The organism is Mesorhizobium metallidurans STM 2683 (assembly GCF_000350085.1).
Taxonomy (GTDB): Bacteria; Pseudomonadota; Alphaproteobacteria; order Rhizobiales; family Rhizobiaceae; genus Mesorhizobium; species Mesorhizobium metallidurans.
The window spans coordinates 44,177-61,929 of the sequence record NZ_CAUM01000097.1 but is presented as its reverse complement, the minus strand read 5'-3'; the positions used below and the strand labels follow the sequence as shown (position 1 = coordinate 61,929).

At 63.0% G+C, this 17,753-nt stretch carries 18 protein-coding genes; 4 read left to right on the top strand and 14 right to left on the bottom strand.

The genetic code is table 11. The features are described from left to right. Positions 1-105 precede the first annotated feature (105 nt). From MESS2_RS15750 to MESS2_RS15690, 13 genes are all read right to left on the bottom strand, one after another. Positions 106-1,326, bottom strand: coding sequence for an MFS transporter (locus tag MESS2_RS15750; RefSeq protein WP_008875370.1), 1,221 nt, complete (start codon positions 1,324-1,326; stop codon positions 106-108). After that, positions 1,323-1,823 carry a transcription antitermination factor NusB gene (nusB, locus tag MESS2_RS15745; protein ID WP_008875369.1) on the bottom strand — a complete coding sequence of 167 codons (501 nt, stop codon included), beginning with the start codon at positions 1,821-1,823 and terminating at the stop codon, positions 1,323-1,325. The genes MESS2_RS15750 and nusB overlap by 4 nt, the downstream gene beginning before the upstream one ends. After that, positions 1,820-2,314: a 6,7-dimethyl-8-ribityllumazine synthase gene (ribH, locus tag MESS2_RS15740; protein ID WP_008875368.1), complete on the bottom strand. Its 495-nt coding sequence runs from the start codon at positions 2,312-2,314 to the stop codon at positions 1,820-1,822. The genes nusB and ribH overlap by 4 nt, the downstream gene beginning before the upstream one ends. Before the next feature lie 94 nt (positions 2,315-2,408). Next, complete coding sequence (locus MESS2_RS15735) at positions 2,409-3,026, bottom strand: riboflavin synthase (protein ID WP_008875367.1); 618 nt, start codon at positions 3,024-3,026, stop codon at positions 2,409-2,411. A 13-nt stretch (positions 3,027-3,039) separates the two neighbouring features. Next, positions 3,040-4,170 (bottom strand): bifunctional diaminohydroxyphosphoribosylaminopyrimidine deaminase/5-amino-6-(5-phosphoribosylamino)uracil reductase RibD, encoded by a 1,131-nt coding sequence (gene ribD, locus MESS2_RS15730; protein WP_008875366.1) that lies wholly within the window; start codon positions 4,168-4,170, stop codon positions 3,040-3,042. A 2-nt stretch (positions 4,171-4,172) separates the two neighbouring features. After that, positions 4,173-4,652 (bottom strand): transcriptional regulator NrdR, encoded by a 480-nt coding sequence (nrdR, locus tag MESS2_RS15725; RefSeq protein WP_008875365.1) that lies wholly within the window; start codon positions 4,650-4,652, stop codon positions 4,173-4,175. A 253-nt stretch (positions 4,653-4,905) separates the two neighbouring features. Then, positions 4,906-5,487 carry an invasion associated locus B family protein gene (locus MESS2_RS15720; RefSeq protein WP_008875364.1) on the bottom strand — a complete coding sequence of 194 codons (582 nt, stop codon included), beginning with the start codon at positions 5,485-5,487 and terminating at the stop codon, positions 4,906-4,908. A 72-nt stretch (positions 5,488-5,559) separates the two neighbouring features. Then, positions 5,560-6,873, bottom strand: a complete 1,314-nt coding sequence (glyA, locus tag MESS2_RS15715) for a serine hydroxymethyltransferase (protein WP_008875363.1) — start codon at positions 6,871-6,873, stop codon at positions 5,560-5,562. Positions 6,874-6,988: 115 nt separating this feature from the next. Then, complete coding sequence (locus MESS2_RS15710) at positions 6,989-8,629, bottom strand: Na+/H+ antiporter (protein ID WP_008875362.1); 1,641 nt, start codon at positions 8,627-8,629, stop codon at positions 6,989-6,991. A gap of 268 nt (positions 8,630-8,897) precedes the next feature. Further along, positions 8,898-10,151 (bottom strand): L,D-transpeptidase family protein, encoded by a 1,254-nt coding sequence (locus MESS2_RS15705; RefSeq protein ID WP_008875361.1) that lies wholly within the window; start codon positions 10,149-10,151, stop codon positions 8,898-8,900. Positions 10,152-10,510: 359 nt separating this feature from the next. Beyond that, complete coding sequence (ldtR, locus tag MESS2_RS15700; RefSeq protein ID WP_008875359.1) at positions 10,511-11,026, bottom strand: transcriptional regulator LdtR; 516 nt, start codon at positions 11,024-11,026, stop codon at positions 10,511-10,513. A gap of 205 nt (positions 11,027-11,231) precedes the next feature. After that, positions 11,232-11,654, bottom strand: coding sequence for a DUF6163 family protein (locus tag MESS2_RS15695; protein ID WP_008875358.1), 423 nt, complete (start codon positions 11,652-11,654; stop codon positions 11,232-11,234). After that, positions 11,651-12,694 carry an enoyl-CoA hydratase/isomerase family protein gene (locus MESS2_RS15690; RefSeq protein WP_008875357.1) on the bottom strand — a complete coding sequence of 348 codons (1,044 nt, stop codon included), beginning with the start codon at positions 12,692-12,694 and terminating at the stop codon, positions 11,651-11,653. The genes MESS2_RS15695 and MESS2_RS15690 overlap by 4 nt, the downstream gene beginning before the upstream one ends. 301 nt (positions 12,695-12,995) lie before the next feature. Between MESS2_RS15690 and MESS2_RS15685 the strand changes: the two genes are divergently transcribed. The 3 genes from MESS2_RS15685 to MESS2_RS15675 all read left to right on the top strand — a co-directional run bounded on the left by MESS2_RS15685 (position 12,996) and on the right by MESS2_RS15675 (position 15,452). Continuing rightward, positions 12,996-13,496 (top strand): pyridoxamine 5'-phosphate oxidase family protein, encoded by a 501-nt coding sequence (locus MESS2_RS15685; protein WP_008875356.1) that lies wholly within the window; start codon positions 12,996-12,998, stop codon positions 13,494-13,496. Positions 13,497-13,579: 83 nt separating this feature from the next. Then, positions 13,580-14,611, top strand: coding sequence for a porphobilinogen synthase (gene hemB, locus MESS2_RS15680; RefSeq protein WP_008875355.1), 1,032 nt, complete (start codon positions 13,580-13,582; stop codon positions 14,609-14,611). 196 nt (positions 14,612-14,807) lie between these two features. After that, positions 14,808-15,452, top strand: coding sequence for a dihydrofolate reductase family protein (locus MESS2_RS15675; protein ID WP_008875354.1), 645 nt, complete (start codon positions 14,808-14,810; stop codon positions 15,450-15,452). 52 nt (positions 15,453-15,504) lie between these two features. On the opposite strand, the gene ppk2 is transcribed toward MESS2_RS15675, so the two are convergent. Further along, entirely contained in the window at positions 15,505-16,425 is a 921-nt protein-coding gene (ppk2, locus tag MESS2_RS15670) for a polyphosphate kinase 2 (RefSeq protein ID WP_008875353.1), read from the bottom strand. 279 nt (positions 16,426-16,704) lie between these two features. Between ppk2 and MESS2_RS15665 the strand changes: the two genes are divergently transcribed. Next, positions 16,705-17,742 (top strand): aldo/keto reductase, encoded by a 1,038-nt coding sequence (locus tag MESS2_RS15665; protein ID WP_008875352.1) that lies wholly within the window; start codon positions 16,705-16,707, stop codon positions 17,740-17,742. Positions 17,743-17,753 lie beyond the last annotated feature (11 nt).

The following is a 17,753-nucleotide window of genomic DNA, read 5'->3' as shown; positions in this document are numbered from 1 at the left end:
CCGTCGGGGCACACGGTTTCATAACAATGGGTACAGGCGCAATAATTTTGTTCCGGCGCGGTAAATCCGACGCGCCTCGTCCCGACAGCGTGATACAGTGTGATGTCAGTTTGCCGGGCGCAAGCTCGTCATCTTCAACGCGCCCAACGCCACGAAACAGAGCACCGTCACCGGCAAGATGATCCAGTTCAGCATCTCCCAGCCCCAGGCATTGTAGACCGCGCCCGACATCAGCGAGGCAAATGCGACGGAGCCGAACAGGACGAAGTCGTGGAAGCCCTGCACCTTGCCCTTTTCCGATGGCCGGTAGCTGTCGGCGACCATGGCAGTGGCACCGATAAAAGCGAAATTCCAGCCAAGGCCGAGCAGGATCAGCGCCGTCCAGAACTGCCACAGCGCCAGCCCCGACAGCGCCACCACGGCGCAACCGATGAGCAAGACGAGACCGAGCGCCACGATCCGTTCGGCGCCGAAGCGGTGGATCAGCGATCCCGTGAAGAAACTCGGCGCGAACATCGCCATCACGTGCCAGGAAATGCCGAGCGTGGCGTCGTCCGTCGACAGGCCGCAGCCGACCATGGCCAGCGGTGCACCGGTCATGACGAAGCTCATCAGCGCATAGCTGCCGACGGCGCAAAAAAGTGCTGCGACGAAACGCGGCCTGGTGACGATCTCGGAGAGCGGCCGGGCATCGACGTCGGCGATTTCCGCCCTGCCGACGGCTCTCGCCGGAATGCGCAGGAACGACAGGATGACGGCGCCAACCGCCGCCAGCACGAGGATGGAAGCGAACGAGCCGGCGAACATCACCGGCGCAAAGGATTCGCGGGTGAAGATGACGATCTGCGGACCTAGGATGGCGGTGACGATGCCGCCGGCCAGCACGAAGGAAATGGCGCGCGCCTTGAATTCGGGCGGCGCGTTGTCGGCGGCGGCGAAGCGGAACTGCTGGACGAAGGCGCCACCGACGCCGATCACCATCAGTCCGAAGGCGAACAGCCAGAAGCTGGGATTAAACAGCGCCAGCGTGGCAATGAGCCCGCCAAGCGCGGTGATGATCGTGCCGGTCACGAAGCCGCCACGCTGGCCGAGCTGGCGGATGATGGCGGCGGCCGGCAGGGCGCCGAGCGCGACGCCGAGATTGAAACCGGTGACCGGCGCGGTCGCCAGCGACTTGTCGGGACCAAGCAGATATTGCCCGGCCAGAGCGCCGAGCGAAATAGCGATGGGCGCGGCCGAACCGATGACCGCCTGCGAGGCGGCCAGAATAAACGCCGTTCGGCGCGCCTCCTTGCCGGCCCCGGCGGCCATAGTCGTGGCGGTCATGAAGCGTCCTTGCCGCGCCCCTCGCCGCGTACCCGGCGCGAGACGCGATCGAGCACGGCGTTGGTGAGCTTCGGCTCGTCGTCCTCGTAGAAGGCCTTGGCGATGTCGACATATTCCGAAACGATGACGGCGACCGGCACATCCTCGCGCTTCATCAGCTCATAAACGCCGGCGCGCAGAATGGCGCGCAGGGTCGAATCAAGCCTGGACAGCGGCCAATCGTCGGTCAGCGCCTGGCGGATGACCGGATCGATGGTCTTCTGGTTCTCGACGACGCCGGTGAGGATGGCGCGGAACCATTGCGCGTCGGCCTCGCGATAAAGCGCGCCGTCGACTTCCTTGCCAAGCCTGAACAATTCGTATTCGGCGGTGATCTCGAAGACGCCGCTGCCGGCCACATCCATCTGGTAGAGCGCCTGCACAGCGGCCAGACGGGCGGCGCCGCGTTTGTTGGCGTGGCGCACCGTGGGCTGGCCGGGCGAAGCGGGTTCGCTCACGATGGCGCTCCCAATTGCTGCTTGAGGGCGATCATGGTCAGCGCCGCGCGTGCGGCAAAGCCGCCCTTGTCGCCTTCCGAACGCCTGGCCCGCGTCCAGGCCTGGGCGTCGTTTTCGGTGGTCAGGATGCCGTTGCCGATGCAGACCGCTTCCTGCACGGAAATATCCATGAGCGCGCGGCTGGATTCATTGGCGACGATGTCGAAGTGATAGGTGTCGCCACGGACGATGGTGCCGAGGGCAACGAAACCGTCATAGGCGGTCCCGCCTTCGGAGGCGCCGTCTAGCGCGAAGGTTATCACCGCCGGGATTTCCAGCGAACCCGGAACCGTGACGACATCATAGGTCGCGCCTGCTTCGTCCAGCGCGCTTGTCGCGCCTTCGAGCAGCGCGTCGGCAAGGTCGTCATGGAAGCGGGCCTCGATGACGAGAAGGTGCGCCTTCTGCTTCGGGCGGATAAACGCTTTGCCGTGTTGGGATGTGCCAGCCATAAATGTCTCCGGGATCGCCGGTGACTTAGGCCGAAGCGGCCGCATTCGCAAGCTTTGTCCGACGCTCAGGCCCGGTCTAATTTCCGGGGGTGGTTCAAAGCCCCTCTTTCGCTGCCTCAACCAGCCGCGCCGCGTAGCGAGCCATGGTGTCGATCTCTAGATTTACGCGGTCGCCGACATTGCGCTCGCCCCAGGTGGTGACGGTCAGCGAATGGTGGATCAAAAGTACGTCGAAGCGGGTGCCTTCGACCTTGTTGACGGTGAGCGAGGTGCCGTCGAGCGCAACGGACCCCTTGGGCGCGATGAATTTCGCAAGATGGCGTGGCGCCTCCAGCGTGAAACGCACGGCATCGCCCTCCTCCTCGCGCGCCACGATCTCAGCGGTGCCGTCGACATGGCCTGATACGATATGGCCGCCGAGTTCGTCGCCGATCTTCAGCGCCCGCTCCAGATTGATCCTGGTGCCGGATTTCCAGCCCGCGGCCGTCGTCAGCCTCAACGCTTCCTCCCAGGCCTCGACCTCAAACCAGCGCGCGTTCGAGCCGTGCTCGGGCAACGCCGTGACGGTAAGGCAGACGCCGCCGCAGGAGATCGAAGCGCCGATGGCGACGGTCTCGGGATCGTAGGCGGTGTCGATGCGCAAGCCGACCCCTTCCCTCAGCGGCTTCACGGCGGCAACGGTGCCGACATCGGTGACAATTCCGGTAAACATCGCGGCCTTGATCCTAGATATCTCTGACCCACTCGGCGTAGCTGTCTTCGCCAAAACGCATGTCTCGCAATTTGCGAAATCCCGCCGGGATATGGTTTGCATCGACGGGCGATGCAACGCCGCCCGCGCCGATCGCTTCCGGCCCCTGGAACAGCACGATGCGGTCGACCAGCCCTTCGGCAAGGAAAGTCCTGGCGACCTTGGCACCGCCCTCGACCAGCACGCTCGCCATGCCGAGCGCCGCCAGGTCTTCCAGCAGTTCCGGCAGGGCGACGCCGCCCTCATGCGTTTCGGTGCCGATGAAGCGCACGCCGACGCGCTCGAGTGCTGCCCGCCGGTGCGGGTCGGCCTCCAGGCAAGCGGCGACATAGAGCGGGACCCGGTCGATGCCGGAAACCAGCTTCGAGGTTTCGGGCAGGCGGATCTGGCGGTCAAGCACGATGCGCGCCGGCGAACGGTTCTCCAGCCCCGGCAAACGCACGGTCAGCGCCGGATCGTCTTCCAGCGCCGTGCCGATGCCGACCAGAATGGCGTCGGCTTCGGCCCGCATCAGGTAGACTTCGCGCCGCGCGATCTCACCGGTGATCGCGACCTGCCCCTCGCCTTCCCTGCCGATCCTGCCATCGCTGGAAAGCGCAAGTTTAAGAATCACTTCCGGGCGTTTTTTCAGGGATCGAATCAGATAGCCAGCCATTTGCTCGGCGGCTTCGGCGGCAAGCACCTTCTCGACCACCTCGACATCGGCGGCGCGCAGAATGGCGTAGCCCCTGCCGGAGACACGCGGATCGGGGTCGCTCGCAGCGCCGACCACGCGCGCGACGCCGGCATTGACCAGTGCATTGGCGCAAGGCGGCGTGCTGCCATGATGGGCGCAAGGCTCGAGAGTGACGTAAGCGGTTGCATCACGCGCGAGTTCGCCGGCCTCGGCTAAAGCCTCGGTCTCGGCGTGCGGCCGGCCGCCGACGGCGGTAACACCGGTGCCGACGATCTTCGGTCCGTCGCCGTCGTCGCGCACGATCAGCGTGCCGACCGAAGGGTTGGTCGAGGTGCGGCCGGCATTTTTCCGCGACAGCCTAAGCGCCGCCGCCATGAAACGGCGATCCAGGCTCTCTTGTTCGGCTTTGCTGCGTTCGGGCCTTGCCATGCTCAGCCGGCGTCCTCGTCACCCCTAGGCTCGTCGCCCTTCAATTCCCCCAGCACGTCATGGAAATCCTTAGCCTCGCGGAAATTGCGATAGACCGAGGCGAAGCGCACATAGGCAACGTCGTCGAGCGACTTCAGCGCCTCCATGACCAGCCGGCCGACCTCGCCGGAGGCGACTTCGGTCTCGCCCGAGCTTTCGAGCTGGCGCACGATGCCGGTCACCGCGCGGTCGATGCGCTCGGGATCGACATTGCGCTTGCGCACCGCGATCTCGACCGAGCGCAGCAGCTTGTCGCGGTCGAACGGCACCTTGCGGCCGGATTTCTTGACCACCACGAGGTCGCGCAACTGCACGCGCTCGAAGGTGGTGAAGCGGCCGCCGCAATCGGGGCAGACGCGGCGCCTGCGGATCGCCGCGCCATCCTCGGCAGGGCGCGAATCCTTCACCTGCGTATCTTCGGACTGGCAGTAGGGACAGCGCATGGAAAGCCTTCGGTTCGCGATTCTTAGAGCATGATGCCGAAAAGTGTGAAGCGGTTTTCGGACGACATCATGCTCTTTCTATTTGATTTGGAGCCGGATTCAGATTTCAGGTCGATTCGACCTGAATCATCCGGCTCCGGCGAGCGAAAGGCTTAGAGGTTTTTGCAACGATGGCAAAGTGTCGGCAACGGCCTCTCGCGCCTCAGAGATAGCGAGGCGCGAGCAAAATTGCGAGAGCCGCCAATGCCCGCGGTCAGGGCGCGACGTCGGCGGTCGGGAAGCCGCATGATGCACCGAGGCTGCGATAGGCCTTGGTGAAGCCGTCCATCGATACGGTCCCGACCGGCTTGTCGGCGAAGCTGACGTCGAGCGTGCTGGCGCGGCGCATGGCGCGCAACAGTGCCAGGGTGGTCTCGGTCTTGTTGTTCATCATCCATTGTCCGCCGGCGCTGAGATGAAAGCTTGCCTTGACCTTGCCTTTGTCGTCGCCGAACACCGTCGGAATGTTCTCGCCTTTCGGCAGGTCATTGTTCCTGATGGCGATAGTGACGGTCGGATAGCCATCGGGCGGCAGCGCGTCGCCGTTCGAGATGGCGAGCGTCAGCGTGCCGCTGGTGCCGTTCGGGTCGAGAAAGGCGGTCGAGGCGGCGCAGGTCTTGCGCATGTCCTCGCCGGTGTCGACCTCGTCCACAAGGGTAGACCATTTGCCGAAGGTTTCCATCTTGGGTGCTGCGGGCGTAGTGGTCTGCGCCCAGGCGACGCTGGACAATGGCAAGACAGCCAATGTGGCCAAGGCGCCAAGGACGCCAGCGCCAGCAAGATGTTGCAGCATCATCAGAACTCCTGCCCGAACCGCCTGGAATGGCGCTTCTCGATAGCGACTGAGGTTACCCGAGATGAATGACTTTCATCCGAGATAGGGATAGAGCGGAAAACGATCCGTCAATGCAGCGACCTTCGCCTTCACCACGGCTTCCACCGCCGCATTGCCCTCGTCGGAATTGGCGACCTTGAGCCCATCCAGCACCTCGGCGATCAGCTTGCCGATCTCGCGGAATTCGGCCTGGCCGAAACCGCGCGTGGTGCCGGCTGGCGTGCCCAGACGCACGCCCGAGGTGACGAAGGGCTTTTCCGGGTCGAACGGGATGCCGTTCTTGTTGCAGGTGATGTTGGCGCGGCCAAGTGCTGCCTCGGCGCGTTTGCCGGTGGCGTTCTTGGGCCTGAGGTCGACCAGCATCAGATGATTGTCGGTGCCACCGGAAACGATGTCGAGACCGGTCTCCTGCAGGCTGGAGGCCAGCGCCTTGGCGTTGGCGGCGACGCTCTCGGCATAGAGCTTGAAGCTCGGCTTCAGCGCTTCGCCCAGAGCCACCGCCTTGGCGGCGATGACATGCATCAGCGGCCCGCCCTGCAGGCCCGGAAATACCGCCGAATTCATCTTCTTGGCGATGTCCTCGTCGTTGCACAGGATCATGCCGCCGCGCGGGCCGCGCAGCGACTTGTGCGTCGTCGTCGTCACCACATGGGCATGGGGCAGCGGCGATGGATGCACGCCGCCCGCGACCAGGCCGGCGATATGCGCCATGTCTACCATCAGATAGGCGCCGATCGCGTCGGCGATCTCGCGAAAACGCTTCCAGTCCCAGACGCGCGAATAGGCGGTGCCACCGGCGAGGATCAGCTTCGGCTTCGTTTCATGCGCGGTTTTCTCGATCGCATCCATGTCAAGCAGATGATCTTCCTTGCGCACGCCGTAGGAGACGACCTTGAACCATTTGCCGCTCATGTTCACCGGCGAACCGTGGGTCAGGTGCCCGCCCGAATTCAGGTCGAGGCCCATGAAGGTGTCGCCGGGCTGCAAGAGCGCCAGGAACACCGCCTGGTTCATCTGGCTGCCGGAATTGGGCTGGACGTTGGCGAAGTTGCAGCCGAACAGCTTTTTCGCCCGTTCGATGGCCAGGTCCTCGGCCACGTCGACGAACTGGCAGCCGCCATAGTAGCGCTTGCCCGGATAGCCCTCGGCGTATTTGTTGGTCATGATCGACCCCTGCGCTTCCAGCACGGCGCGGGAGACTATGTTTTCCGACGCAATCAGCTCGATCTCGTGGCGCTGGCGGCCGAGTTCGTTGCGGATGGCGCCGAAGATCTCCGGATCGGCATCCTCAAGCGTGGTTTCGAAGAAGGATTCGAATTTGTTCGACACTGCCGCTGCTGTTGCCATGGCTTGAAATCCTTGATCCGGGGGCCCGTCGCGCCATTAACACAGTTGCTTTGCCCCCGCCACGTTTGCGGCGCGAAATTTGCTGGCCGGATTGCGCCAACGCGGGTCCGCAGGCCTATTTCCTTGCCTGCCGGCCCTTCAGCAGGGCCTCGGTAAGGGTGATTTCGGCGAACAGCGCCTGCATCGTATGGTCGTTGATCTCGCGGCTGCGAAACATGGCGCGTACGGCGGCGCGCTCGGCCTCGATGCCGGCGAGCCTGAGTTCGAGCTCCAGCCGCCCGGCTTCACGGGCCTCGGCGCGGGCTTCATCCGCCTCGTCGGAGGCGGCGATGCGGCGGCGATAACCGGCGACGATGCTGTCTGCCACCGCCAGGCGGGCGCCGGCCTCCTCGCCTTCGCTGCCGTCATTGGCGACGCTTTCGATGCGGGCGATTGCGGCATTGGCCGCGCCGACGCGCGCCCGGCGCTCCTCGGCGGCACCAGGATGCTCGCCCGGCTCGACCAGCCCGCGCGCGATTTTCGGCAAGGCAAGGCTGGCGATGACAAGCGAACAGATGATGACGCCGGCGGCGAGGAAGATCACCACATCGCGCGCCGGAAACGGCGATCCGTCCGGCATGGCCAGCGGCAGCGACAGGATGCCGGCCAGCGTGATGGCGCCACGCACGCCCGCCACTGAGCCGGCGAGACGCACGCGCAGCCCGAACGTCTCGGCCTTGCGCTTGCCAAGCCGCGCGAAAAGCCGCGCCGCGATGTCGCCAACCCAGATCCACAGGAAGCGCAGCGCGATGAGGCACAGAGTGAGGATCAGCACCGTGGCAACCGGCTCGATCAGCCAATGCCGGCTGCTCAGTTCGGGCGGCACGTTGCGGATGATGCCGGGGAGCTGCAGGCCGAGCAGGATGAACAGCGCGCCATTGAAGACGAAGGACAGCGTCGTCCACAGCGATATGGTCTGCATGCGCGCCGATACTCCGAGATAGCGGAATATGCCGGACCCGCTGGTGAGCACACCGGCGGTGACGGCGGCCAGGATTCCGGACGCGCCGGCATGCTCGGCGCCGAGATAGGCAATGAAGGGGATCAGGATCGTCACCAGCACCTGCGCCTCGGCCGGCACACCGCCGATGCGGTTGAGCAATTGCAGCGCCTTGGCGGCGGCGAACACCGCCACCACACCGGCCAGGATGCCGACGGCAACGGCGTAGAGGAAACTCAGCGAAGCGGCGGCAAAGGAAAAGCTGCCGGTCAGCACTGCCGCCACCGCGAAGCGGAACATGACGAGACCCGACGCATCGTTGAGCAGCGACTCACCTTCCAGAATATGCATCAGCCGCGCCGGCACCACGTTCCGGTCGACGATCGAGGAGACGGCTACCGCGTCGGTCGGCGACAGCACCGCCGCCAGCGCGAAGGCGACGACCAGCGGGATGCTCGGCACCAGCCAATGCAAGGCATAGCCGAAACCGACGATGGTGAAGAAGACGAGCCCGATGGCAAGGTCGAGGATCGGGCCGCGCAGCGCCAGCAGTTCGCGCTTCGGTGCGGCAACGGCGTCGCCGAACAAAAGCGGTGGGATGAACACCAGCAGGAACAGCTCGGGATCGATCTCGATTTGGATGCCGCGCACCGGCCAGGCCAATGCCGCCCCTATAGCGATCTGCAATACCGGCAGCGGCACGCGCACGAGCCGGACCAGCGCGCCGGAAAGGGCGACGAAGACGAGCACGACGAGGATGAAGACGGCGACTTGCAAGATGCGATTCCGAACGAGGTTTCAGGACCATGCGCAAAACCGGGTGGAACGTCCAGCTAGAGAGGTTCATCGTTTCATGGAAACGCCGAACCGCTCTATGTCTTTGTTTTTTGCGCAATTCCCCAGGGAAAGCGCTATGCGCTTTTCCCGGGAAAACCGTTTCACACTTTTCCTGGAATTGCTCTAGGCACATAACAGACGCGTTGGCGGGAACCTGAAAGCAAAAAGGCCGCCCTATGGCGGCCTTTTCAGCAAAAGAATCAGTTAGTTACAGCGCGGAAGTGATCTGCAGCTCGTTGGCCCCGTCGAGGCCATAAATGTCGTCGCGGAACTGTACGACGCCAGGCCCCGTCGACCAGGCCGACAGATAGAGGAAATAGACCGGAACCGGATTGGTGACCTGGACCGGGACGCTCTCGCCGCTCTTGATCGTCGCCTCGAAACGCTGGCGGTTCCAGCCCGGCGTGTCGCGCAGGATCCAGGTGACGAGATCGCGTACGTTCTGGACGCGCACGCAGCCCGAGGAATCGAAGCGCATCATCTTGCCGAACAGGCTCTGCTGCGGCGTATCGTGCATATAGACGCCATCGGGGCTTGGGAAATTGATCTTGACCGAGGCCATCGCGTTACCGGCGCCCGGATCCTGGCGGAAGCGGTATTTCGCGGCGTCGTCTGTCGACCAGTCCACGGTCAGCGGATCGACCTCGCTGCCATCCGGCGCGAACAGGCGGATGTTGCTGTCCTTGAGATAGTTCGGATCCTTGCGCATCAGCGGAATGATGTCCTTGCGCACGATCGAGACCGGAGCATTCCAGTAGGGATTGACGACGATCTCGTTGATCTTGGAATTGACGATCGGCGTCTGGCGATCGACCTTGCCGACGATCGCCGTATGGCGCAGCACGACGCGGTCGTTCTCGACCGCCTCGATCTGGGCGCCCGGGATGTCGACCAGAACATAGCGGTTGCCCAACGTGCCGGCGCGCTCGCGCAGGCGCTGCAGATTGATCTGCAACTGGCCGAGCCGGATTGGCGCCGAAACATTCATCGCCGCATAAGTGTATTGGCCGAGCGTCCCGTCGGACGGCAGGCCATGGCGCGCCTGGAAGCGCTTGACCGCGGCGTCGACATAGGAATCGAAGGCCGTCGAAATGCCGGCGCTCTGCGCCAGGTCGCCCGAAATCATCAGACGCTTGCGCAGCGGCACCACGTCGGGATCGTCGACGCCAAGCTGCAATTTCTTGGTATCTGGAACCGGCTCCCAGCCACCCTGAGAGACGATGTTCTGATACTGCGCCACCGCCTGCTCGGTGAACGAAACGGTCTGCAGGCTGAAGATCGGCAGCGTCGAGGCCACTTTGCCGCCTTGGCTGGGGCGGGCGTCAAACTGGTCGTCCCAATTGCCGCGGCCCGAGGATTTCAGGATGTCCCCGATCACATCCTGCGCGCTGGCGCTGCCCGCGACAACCGCGGCTGCAAGCGCGGAGGCTCCGGAAAGGAAGAAACGGCGGCTGGTTCTCATGGACGTTCCAGACATTCTTGTAGCAGTTCTTGTCACTCGCTGCGTTGATCTATTGGGCGATCTCGCCCGCACACTAAAGTTGGCATTGTTAACAATTAGCCAACCAGCGCCCCATCACTACGATGTGAAAGAGGCAAAGGTGCGACGCGAGGCCGGGGTGAATTCATGACTTTCGCCACAGCGTCACCCGCATTCTCGCTTTCACCGGGAATATGGCGGCAACGTGGCCTTATCAGCGATTTGGAACGGCTGGCCCATACGAAACGCCAGGACCGGTGCTTTTCGGCACCGGTCCTTGATTGGCTGCTCCCCGGCCGCACTTTTGTGGCGCGGCTTCAGATCGCGATGCGGCGGATGAATTACATCCGATACGCGATGGTGTCGTTCCAGAAGCGATCGAGGCGCTGCAGGGCGCGGTTCATCTGCTTGAACTCGTCGGTGTTGATGCCGCCGACCTGCTCGATCGAGCCGACATGACGCTCGTAGAGACCGGCGACAACTTCCGCCACCTCGTTGCCCTTCGGCGTCAGCGAGACGCGGACCGAACGGCGGTCGATACGCGAGCGCTGGTGGTTGATGAAGCCGAGATCGACCAGCTTCTTCAGATTGTAGGAGACGTTCGAGCCGAGATAGTAGCCGCGCGAGCGCAGTTCGCCCGCGGTCAACTCCGAGTTGCCGATGTTGAACAGAAGCAGCGCCTGGATGGCGTTGATGTCGGAACGGCCATTGCGGTCGAACTCGTCCTTGATCACATCAAGCAGACGGCGGTGCAGACGCTCAACCAGCTGCAGCGATTCCATGTAAAGCGAGCGGATTGCCTCGCGGCGGTCGTCGGATACGTTGGCGGTCTTCGCCGCCGGACGCGAATTGATCATTGTCTTTGCCTCTCGTTTGTCGCCCTGGTGATTTTTTGTTTCTCACCTTGATCGCGACACTATCGAATACTCATAAAATTCGACTTAAACGCCAAGGCTAACAAGAGCTTACCGGTAAGAGGTTTCGAAAGAGGCTTAACGAACGGTCACCCGAGCAAGGATAATTAACCTAAAGATTTCACCACCGATTTTGGGCGCGGATAAGCTAGCGCCGGATCTGGCGCTTCTGCAGCCAGATCACCACGCGAAAGACGATGTAGAGCGCCGCCACCGCCGCGTGCGAGGCGACGATCAGCAGCCGGTGGCCGAAGAGCTCGGGAAAGCCGGCATACATGACCGTCTCGGTCAACGCGCAGATGAACCATATCACCGGCCCCCAGGAGGCCAGCATCCAGAGGCCCGCGGCGGCGAAAGGAAAGAACACGGCGAGCATCACCGCCGCCACTTGCCAGTGCACCGGCATCAGGTCGAAGCGCCACAGCGGGCCCTGGTAGAAGCCGATCAGCCGGATCCAATACAATATGCCGAACAGAAGGCAGTAGACGGCGATGATGCGCTGGAACCAGGCGAAGATGACCTCCACCGTCGTCGGCTGGAGCACGACGCGTCTCGACGTGACCTCGCTCACAGCTTGAGCTCCCGTTCATAGAGCGGGGCGAAATAGGCATCGACATCGGCAGCGCTGACCGCGTCGAGGCTTGCCGGCCGCCAGAGCGGCGTCGAGCCCTTGTCGATGATGGCGGCGCGAATGCCTTCGTAGAAATCATGGCCCGACAGCATACGGTTGAGGATGCGGAACTCCATCTTCATGCATTCGTCCATGGAGAGCGTCAGCCCGGCGCTGATCTGGCGCCAGGCGATATGCAGGCTGGTCGGCGAGCGGGTGCCGATTGTCGCCAGCGTCCTTGCCGCGAAATCGTCGACAGCGGATGCCCGCTCCAGGCTGCCGACAATATCGGTCAGCGAGGGTTGCGCAAAATGGCGGGCAATCGCCTCCAGCACCGACCTGTCCGTCTCACGCCGGGCCGGGGTGAAAAAACCGCGCAGCACCGATTCCGGGTCGCCAGTCGCCGCCAGCCGGTCAAGAAATGCGGCCTGATCCTGCGCCTTGATCGTGTGCGTCGCCAGGCCCGACCAGAGCGCGTCGCCATGGCGGATGCGGTTTCCCGTAAGCGCCAGATACATGCCGAAGCTGCCGCCGAGGTCCGGCAGGAGGTGGCTGGCGCCGACATCGGGGAAAAAGCCGATGCCAACTTCCGGCATGGCGAACTGGGCGCTCTCGGTCATGACCCGCTGCGAGCCGTGGAACGAGATGCCGACACCGCCGCCCATGACGATGCCGTCGATCAGCGCGACATAGGGTTTCTTGAATCGCGCGATACGGGCATTGAGTCGGTATTCATCGGCGAAGAATTCGACCGGCGGCTTTCCCGCCCGGCCGGCTTCGTAGATATGCAAGATATCGCCACCCGCGGAAAACGCTCTACCCTCGGCCTTGACGACGACAACATCGACCTCGTGATCCCGCTCCCAGGCGTGCAAGGCCCTGTCGAGCGCCTTGATCATGCGATGCGTGACGGCATTCAGCGCCTGCGGCCGCGTCAGCGTGACGATGCCAGCCCGACCCAAATGTTCGAAGCGAATTTCGTCGCCTCCGTCAAAATCCATCGCCAGAGAATCCCTCCCCGCGCCCGCGGGACTGAAGTGCTATCGCATCGGCCCGAAAATCGGAATCGATTTTCGGAGGGCACGATGCGAAGACTCAAAGTCTTGAGACGCGTACTTGTGCGTCCAAGTGGACGCACGTCGCTCTAATAGCTGGCGCATGGGTGCGTCAATGCCAGGGCTAATCGGCAACGGGCGAGTTTGGATTTCTGGAGTCATCCTTTGCGTCTGGATCAAATGGGCGCAAAATTATCAGCGAAGGCATGGCCAGCGGCCATGCAGCAGTCAACTCAAAGGCGAACGCATGATCGTTGAAACGTCGGGATACGCCTGGGAGATGCCGCGAAAGTTCGACCCGGACGATGTCCTCAGCCGCCCGCTGATGGCGAATCTGGCGACCGTTGGCGCAGACGGCGCACCGCGCAACGCACCAGTATGGTTCATCTGGGAAGACGGTGCGATCTGGCTGCTCGGGTCGTTGGATGGCAGTGCGGTAAAGCATCTTGAAAGAGACCCGCGCTGCGCGGTGGAAATTGTCCATTTCGACAACAATGCCGGCATCCTGCTCCATCTCGGGCTGCGCGGCGCCGCCACCATCGAACCGATGTCGCCGGACCGCTTCAGACGGCTGCTGCTCAAATATCTTGGTCCAGAAGCAAGCTGGAACCAGTGGTTTATCGACAATGTGGCCCAGATCGAACATCCGGACGGGCGTATGATCAGGCTTGTCCCGGCCAGCATTTTCACCAACAACGTGTCGTTCTTCAAAACCGGCCCTGACCTTGCGTGGCCGCCAAATCCGTAGCTGCCAGCGAACTGGCACAAACGTGTCGCATTGGTCAGCCGCGCGGCCTCGTGGTAAAAGCTGCCCGATCCGGAGTTTAGGCGATGAACAAATTCACCCCCGCAAAGGCTGCCGGCGCGCGCAGCGTCGACGAGATCACCGGCAGCCGCCGTCTGCGGCGCATGCGCAAGGCCGACTGGTCGCGCCGCCTCGTGCAGGAGAACCGGCTCACGGTCGACGATCTGATCTGGCCGATCTTCGTCGTCGACGGCAGACAAGTGCGCGAGCCGATCGCCGCCATGCCCGGCGTCTTTCGCCTGTCGCTCGACCTCGCGGTGAAGGAAGCCGAACGCGCGGCAAAGCTCGGCATTCCGGCGATCGCCACCTTCCCCAATGTCGAACTTGGCCTGCGCGACCAGACCGGCTCGCATATCCTCGACCCGGAAAACATCATCAATCGCGCCACCCGCGCCATCAAGGACGCGGTGCCGGAGATCGGCATCATCACCGATGCCGCGCTCGACCCCTTCACCTCGCATGGTCATGACGGAATCCTGCGCGACGGCATCATCGTCAATGACGAGACGGTGGAACAGGTGACGGCGGCGGCTGTCATCCAGGCGGCGGCGGGCGCCGACATCATCGCGCCTTCCGACATGATGGACGGCCGCATCGGCGCCATCCGCGACGCGCTCGACGCCAACGGCTTTTCCGACGTGGCGATCATGTCCTACGCAACGAAGTTCGCCTCCGCCTTCTACGGCCCCTACCGCGAGGCGGTCGGCACCGCCGGCCTGCTCAAGGGCGACAAGAAGACCTATTACATCGACCACGCCAATTCCGACGAGGCGGTGCGCGAGGCCGAGCAGGACCTCGCCGAGGGCGCCGACATGCTGATGGTCAAGCCCGGCCTGCCCTATCTCGACATCATCCGGCGGCTGAAGGACGAGTTCGCGATGCCGACCTTCGCCTACCAGGTGTCGGGCGAATATTCGATGATCAAGGCCGCAGCCGCCAATGGCTGGATCGATGGCGAAAAGGCGATGCTGGAATCGCTTCTCGCCTTCAAGCGCGCTGGTTGCGACGGCATCCTCACTTATTTCGCGCCCGAAGTGGCGGCGATGCTGAAGGGGTAACTCCTATCCGGATGTTCGGCCGCGACCAGTAGCGCCGGCTGTCCGCTTTGCCACTCAGGCGCCGGTGAACAAGAGCGTAGGTCACTTGACCTCTTTGCTCTCGCTTTGCCCGTGTCCGAAAGGCCGATTGCATTTTGCAATCAGTTTGCTATAGACAACTGCTTTCAAATCGCAACTGATTATCGAGGAGGCTTTCATGTCCAAACTTCGCGTCGCCGCTTTCACCCTGTCGATCGACGGCTTTGGCGCCGGTCCCGACCAGGACCTGACGAACCCGCTGGGCGTCGGCGGGGAAGATCTGCACAAATGGATGGTCGGCACCCGGACCTTCCGCAAGATGGTCGGCAAGGATGGCGGGACCACGGACACGGACGAAGCGTTCACCGTGCGCAGCTTCGAAAATGTCGGCGCCTGGATCCTGGGGCGCAACATGTTCGGGCCGATCCGCAGCGAATGGCCAGACGAGAACTGGAAAGGCTGGTGGGGCGACAATCCGCCCTATCATGTGCCGGTCTTCGTGCTGACCCATCATCCGCGCGACCCTATTGTGATGGAAGGCGGCACGACTTTCCATTTCGTCACCGACGGCATCCATGCCGCGCTGGAACAGGCAAAGGCGGCGGCCGGCGGCAAGGATGTCCGGGTCGGCGGCGGCGTCGCCACCATCCGGCAATATCTGCAGGAGAAGCTGATTGACGAGATGCACCTGGCGGTGTCGCCGCTGCTGCTCGGCAAGGGTGAGAACCTTTTTGCCGGCCTCGACATGCCCAAGCTCGGCTATCAGTGCACCGAACAGGTGGCGACGCCGCTTGCCACGCATGTGATTATCAAGCGGGCCTAGTAGTCTGTCAGAGGGCGCCGCCAAAGGCGGCACCCTCCTCGCTGCTTTTGCCTCAATACTTCTCAGGCACGTAAAGCTCGCGCGGCAGCACCTGGCGTTCGTATTCGGGATTGAAGACACGCTCCGGCAGCGTGATCTCCTCATGCGGCACCTCCTCATAGGGCAGTTGCTTGAGGAGATGGTCGATGCAGTTCAGCCGCGCCCGCTTCTTGTCGTTGCCTTCGACGATGAACCAGGGCGCTTCCGGGATGTTGGTGCGGGCGAAGGTCTCTTCCTTGGCCTTGGTGTACTGTTCCCAGCGCACGCGCGACTGCAGGTCCATCGGCGACAGCTTCCACTGCTTCATCGGGTCGTGGATGCGCATCAGGAAGCGCATCTGCTGCTCCTCGTCGGTGATGGAGAACCAGTATTTGACCAGCGTCACCCCGGAACGGACCAGCATGCGTTCGAAATCCGGCACGTCGCGGAAGAACTCCTCGACCTGATCCGGCTGGGCAAAGCCCATCACCCGCTCGACGCCGGAACGGTTGTACCAGGAGCGGTCGAACAGCACGATCTCGCCGCCGGCCGGCAAATGCGGAACATAGCGCTGAAAATACCATTGCGACTTCTCGCGCTCGGTCGGCGCCGGCAGCGCTACGACGCGGCAGATGCGCGGGTTGAGCCGCTGGGTGATGCGCTTGATGACGCCGCCCTTGCCGGCCGAGTCGCGGCCCTCGAAAATGACCACCAGCTTCTTCTTGTGGTAGGCCACCCAGGACTGCAATTTGATCAATTCGGATTGCAGCGTGATCAGATCGCGAAAATACTGCTGCCGCTCGATCGACGGTGGATGCGAGTTCTTGTAGATTTTTGCGATTTCCAGCGACAGGGCCGGTTCCGACATTTCCAGCTCGTAATCTTCATCGAGCGTGTCGGCGAGTTCCGCTTCCAGCCAATCCTTGGCCGGAGAATTCTGTTTTATCTCGGTCATTTTGTGCTGCTCCGCGTGCAAGCCTGCCGGCTTTTGTCCGGCGCCCTCAATCCCAGCCAGCCGGCCGCAGATGGGACACCTTAAGCCGACTTCAATATAGACCGGCAATGACGGTTTTATTGCAGAGGGCCGGTGCGCCGATCGCCACCATCAATCAGCCATACGTGAACGGTCGTTGCATTCGGAGGGGCGACAAGCCGCATGAATTATCCTACAAATGCCCGTCTCATTCCGGGCGGCCTGGCAGACGCCCCTTCAAAACAATTGCGAGGACCTGACATGGAATACCGCACTCTCGGCCGGTCCGGGCTGAAGGTTTCGACGCTGACCATGGGCACCATGACCTTCGGCGGCGCCGGCGCCTTTTCGGCGGTTGGCAAGACCGATCTCAAAGAGGCGCGCCGGATGATCGATTTGTGCATCGATGCCGGCATCAACGTCATCGACACCGCCAATGTCTATTCGAACGGGCTCTCGGAAGAAATCATCGGCGAAGCGCTTGGCGGCAAGCGCAAGGACGACGTGCTAATCGCCTCCAAGGCGCGCATGCGGATCGGCAAGGGGCCCAACGATGAAGGCCTGTCGCGCTACCATCTGATCCGCGAGTGCGAGAGGAGCCTGAAGCGCCTTCGCACCGATGTCATCGACATCTATTTCCTGCATGAATGGGACGGCACGACGCCGCTCGAGGAAACCATCGCCGCGGTGGACACGCTCGTCACCCAGGGCAAGGTCCGCTATGCTGGTTGCTCCAATTACTCCGGCTGGCAAGTGATGAAGGCGCTTGGCATCAGCGACCGCCATAACCAGCAACGCTTCATCACCCAGCAGATCCACTACACGCTGGAAGCGCGCGAAGCCGAATATGAACTGCTGCCGATTTCGGTCGATCAGGGGCTTGGCGTGCTGGTCTGGAGCCCGCTCGCCGGCGGATTGCTGTCCGGCAAATACAACCGCGACAGCCCCACGGCCCGCCAGCTCAGCGGCTGGTCGGAACCGCCGATCCGCGACGAGGACCGGCTATGGCGGATCGTCGACGTGCTTGCCTATATTGGCAAGAGCCATGGCGTGTCCGCGGCGCAGGTGGCGCTGGCCTGGCTGCTTGGCCGGCCGGCCGTCAGCTCGCTGGTGATCGGCGGCCGGACCGAAGCGCAATTCAAGGACAATATCGCCGCCGCAAGCCTGGTGCTAACCGACGACGACCGCAAACGGCTCGACGCGGTCAGCCGTCCGCCTGTGCTCTACCCTTATTGGCACCAGCAGCAGACGGCAAAGGACCGGTTCGGCCCTGCCGATCTGGTTCTCGACCGGGAATAGTGCCTGACAAG

What these genes read in the sequence shown, in the direction of transcription:
- ldtR (WP_008875359.1), bottom strand. Translation starts at nt 11,026, where the DNA reads ATGATCAATTCGCGTCCGGCGGCGAAGACCGCCAACGTATCCGACGAC.
- hemB (WP_008875355.1), top strand. Translation starts at nt 13,580, where the DNA reads ATGAACAAATTCACCCCCGCAAAGGCTGCCGGCGCGCGCAGCGTCGAC.
- MESS2_RS15690 (WP_008875357.1), bottom strand. Translation starts at nt 12,694, where the DNA reads ATGGATTTTGACGGAGGCGACGAAATTCGCTTCGAACATTTGGGTCGG.
- MESS2_RS15735 (WP_008875367.1), bottom strand. Translation starts at nt 3,026, where the DNA reads ATGTTTACCGGAATTGTCACCGATGTCGGCACCGTTGCCGCCGTGAAG.
- ribD (WP_008875366.1), bottom strand. Translation starts at nt 4,170, where the DNA reads ATGGCAAGGCCCGAACGCAGCAAAGCCGAACAAGAGAGCCTGGATCGC.
- glyA (WP_008875363.1), bottom strand. Translation starts at nt 6,873, where the DNA reads ATGGCAACAGCAGCGGCAGTGTCGAACAAATTCGAATCCTTCTTCGAA.
- nrdR (WP_008875365.1), bottom strand. Translation starts at nt 4,652, where the DNA reads ATGCGCTGTCCCTACTGCCAGTCCGAAGATACGCAGGTGAAGGATTCG.
- ribH (WP_008875368.1), bottom strand. Translation starts at nt 2,314, where the DNA reads ATGGCTGGCACATCCCAACACGGCAAAGCGTTTATCCGCCCGAAGCAG.
- MESS2_RS15675 (WP_008875354.1), top strand. Translation starts at nt 14,808, where the DNA reads ATGTCCAAACTTCGCGTCGCCGCTTTCACCCTGTCGATCGACGGCTTT.
- MESS2_RS15705 (WP_008875361.1), bottom strand. Translation starts at nt 10,151, where the DNA reads ATGAGAACCAGCCGCCGTTTCTTCCTTTCCGGAGCCTCCGCGCTTGCA.
- MESS2_RS15750 (WP_008875370.1), bottom strand. Translation starts at nt 1,326, where the DNA reads ATGACCGCCACGACTATGGCCGCCGGGGCCGGCAAGGAGGCGCGCCGA.
- MESS2_RS15665 (WP_008875352.1), top strand. Translation starts at nt 16,705, where the DNA reads ATGGAATACCGCACTCTCGGCCGGTCCGGGCTGAAGGTTTCGACGCTG.
- MESS2_RS15685 (WP_008875356.1), top strand. Translation starts at nt 12,996, where the DNA reads ATGATCGTTGAAACGTCGGGATACGCCTGGGAGATGCCGCGAAAGTTC.
- MESS2_RS15720 (WP_008875364.1), bottom strand. Translation starts at nt 5,487, where the DNA reads ATGATGCTGCAACATCTTGCTGGCGCTGGCGTCCTTGGCGCCTTGGCC.
- ppk2 (WP_008875353.1), bottom strand. Translation starts at nt 16,425, where the DNA reads ATGACCGAGATAAAACAGAATTCTCCGGCCAAGGATTGGCTGGAAGCG.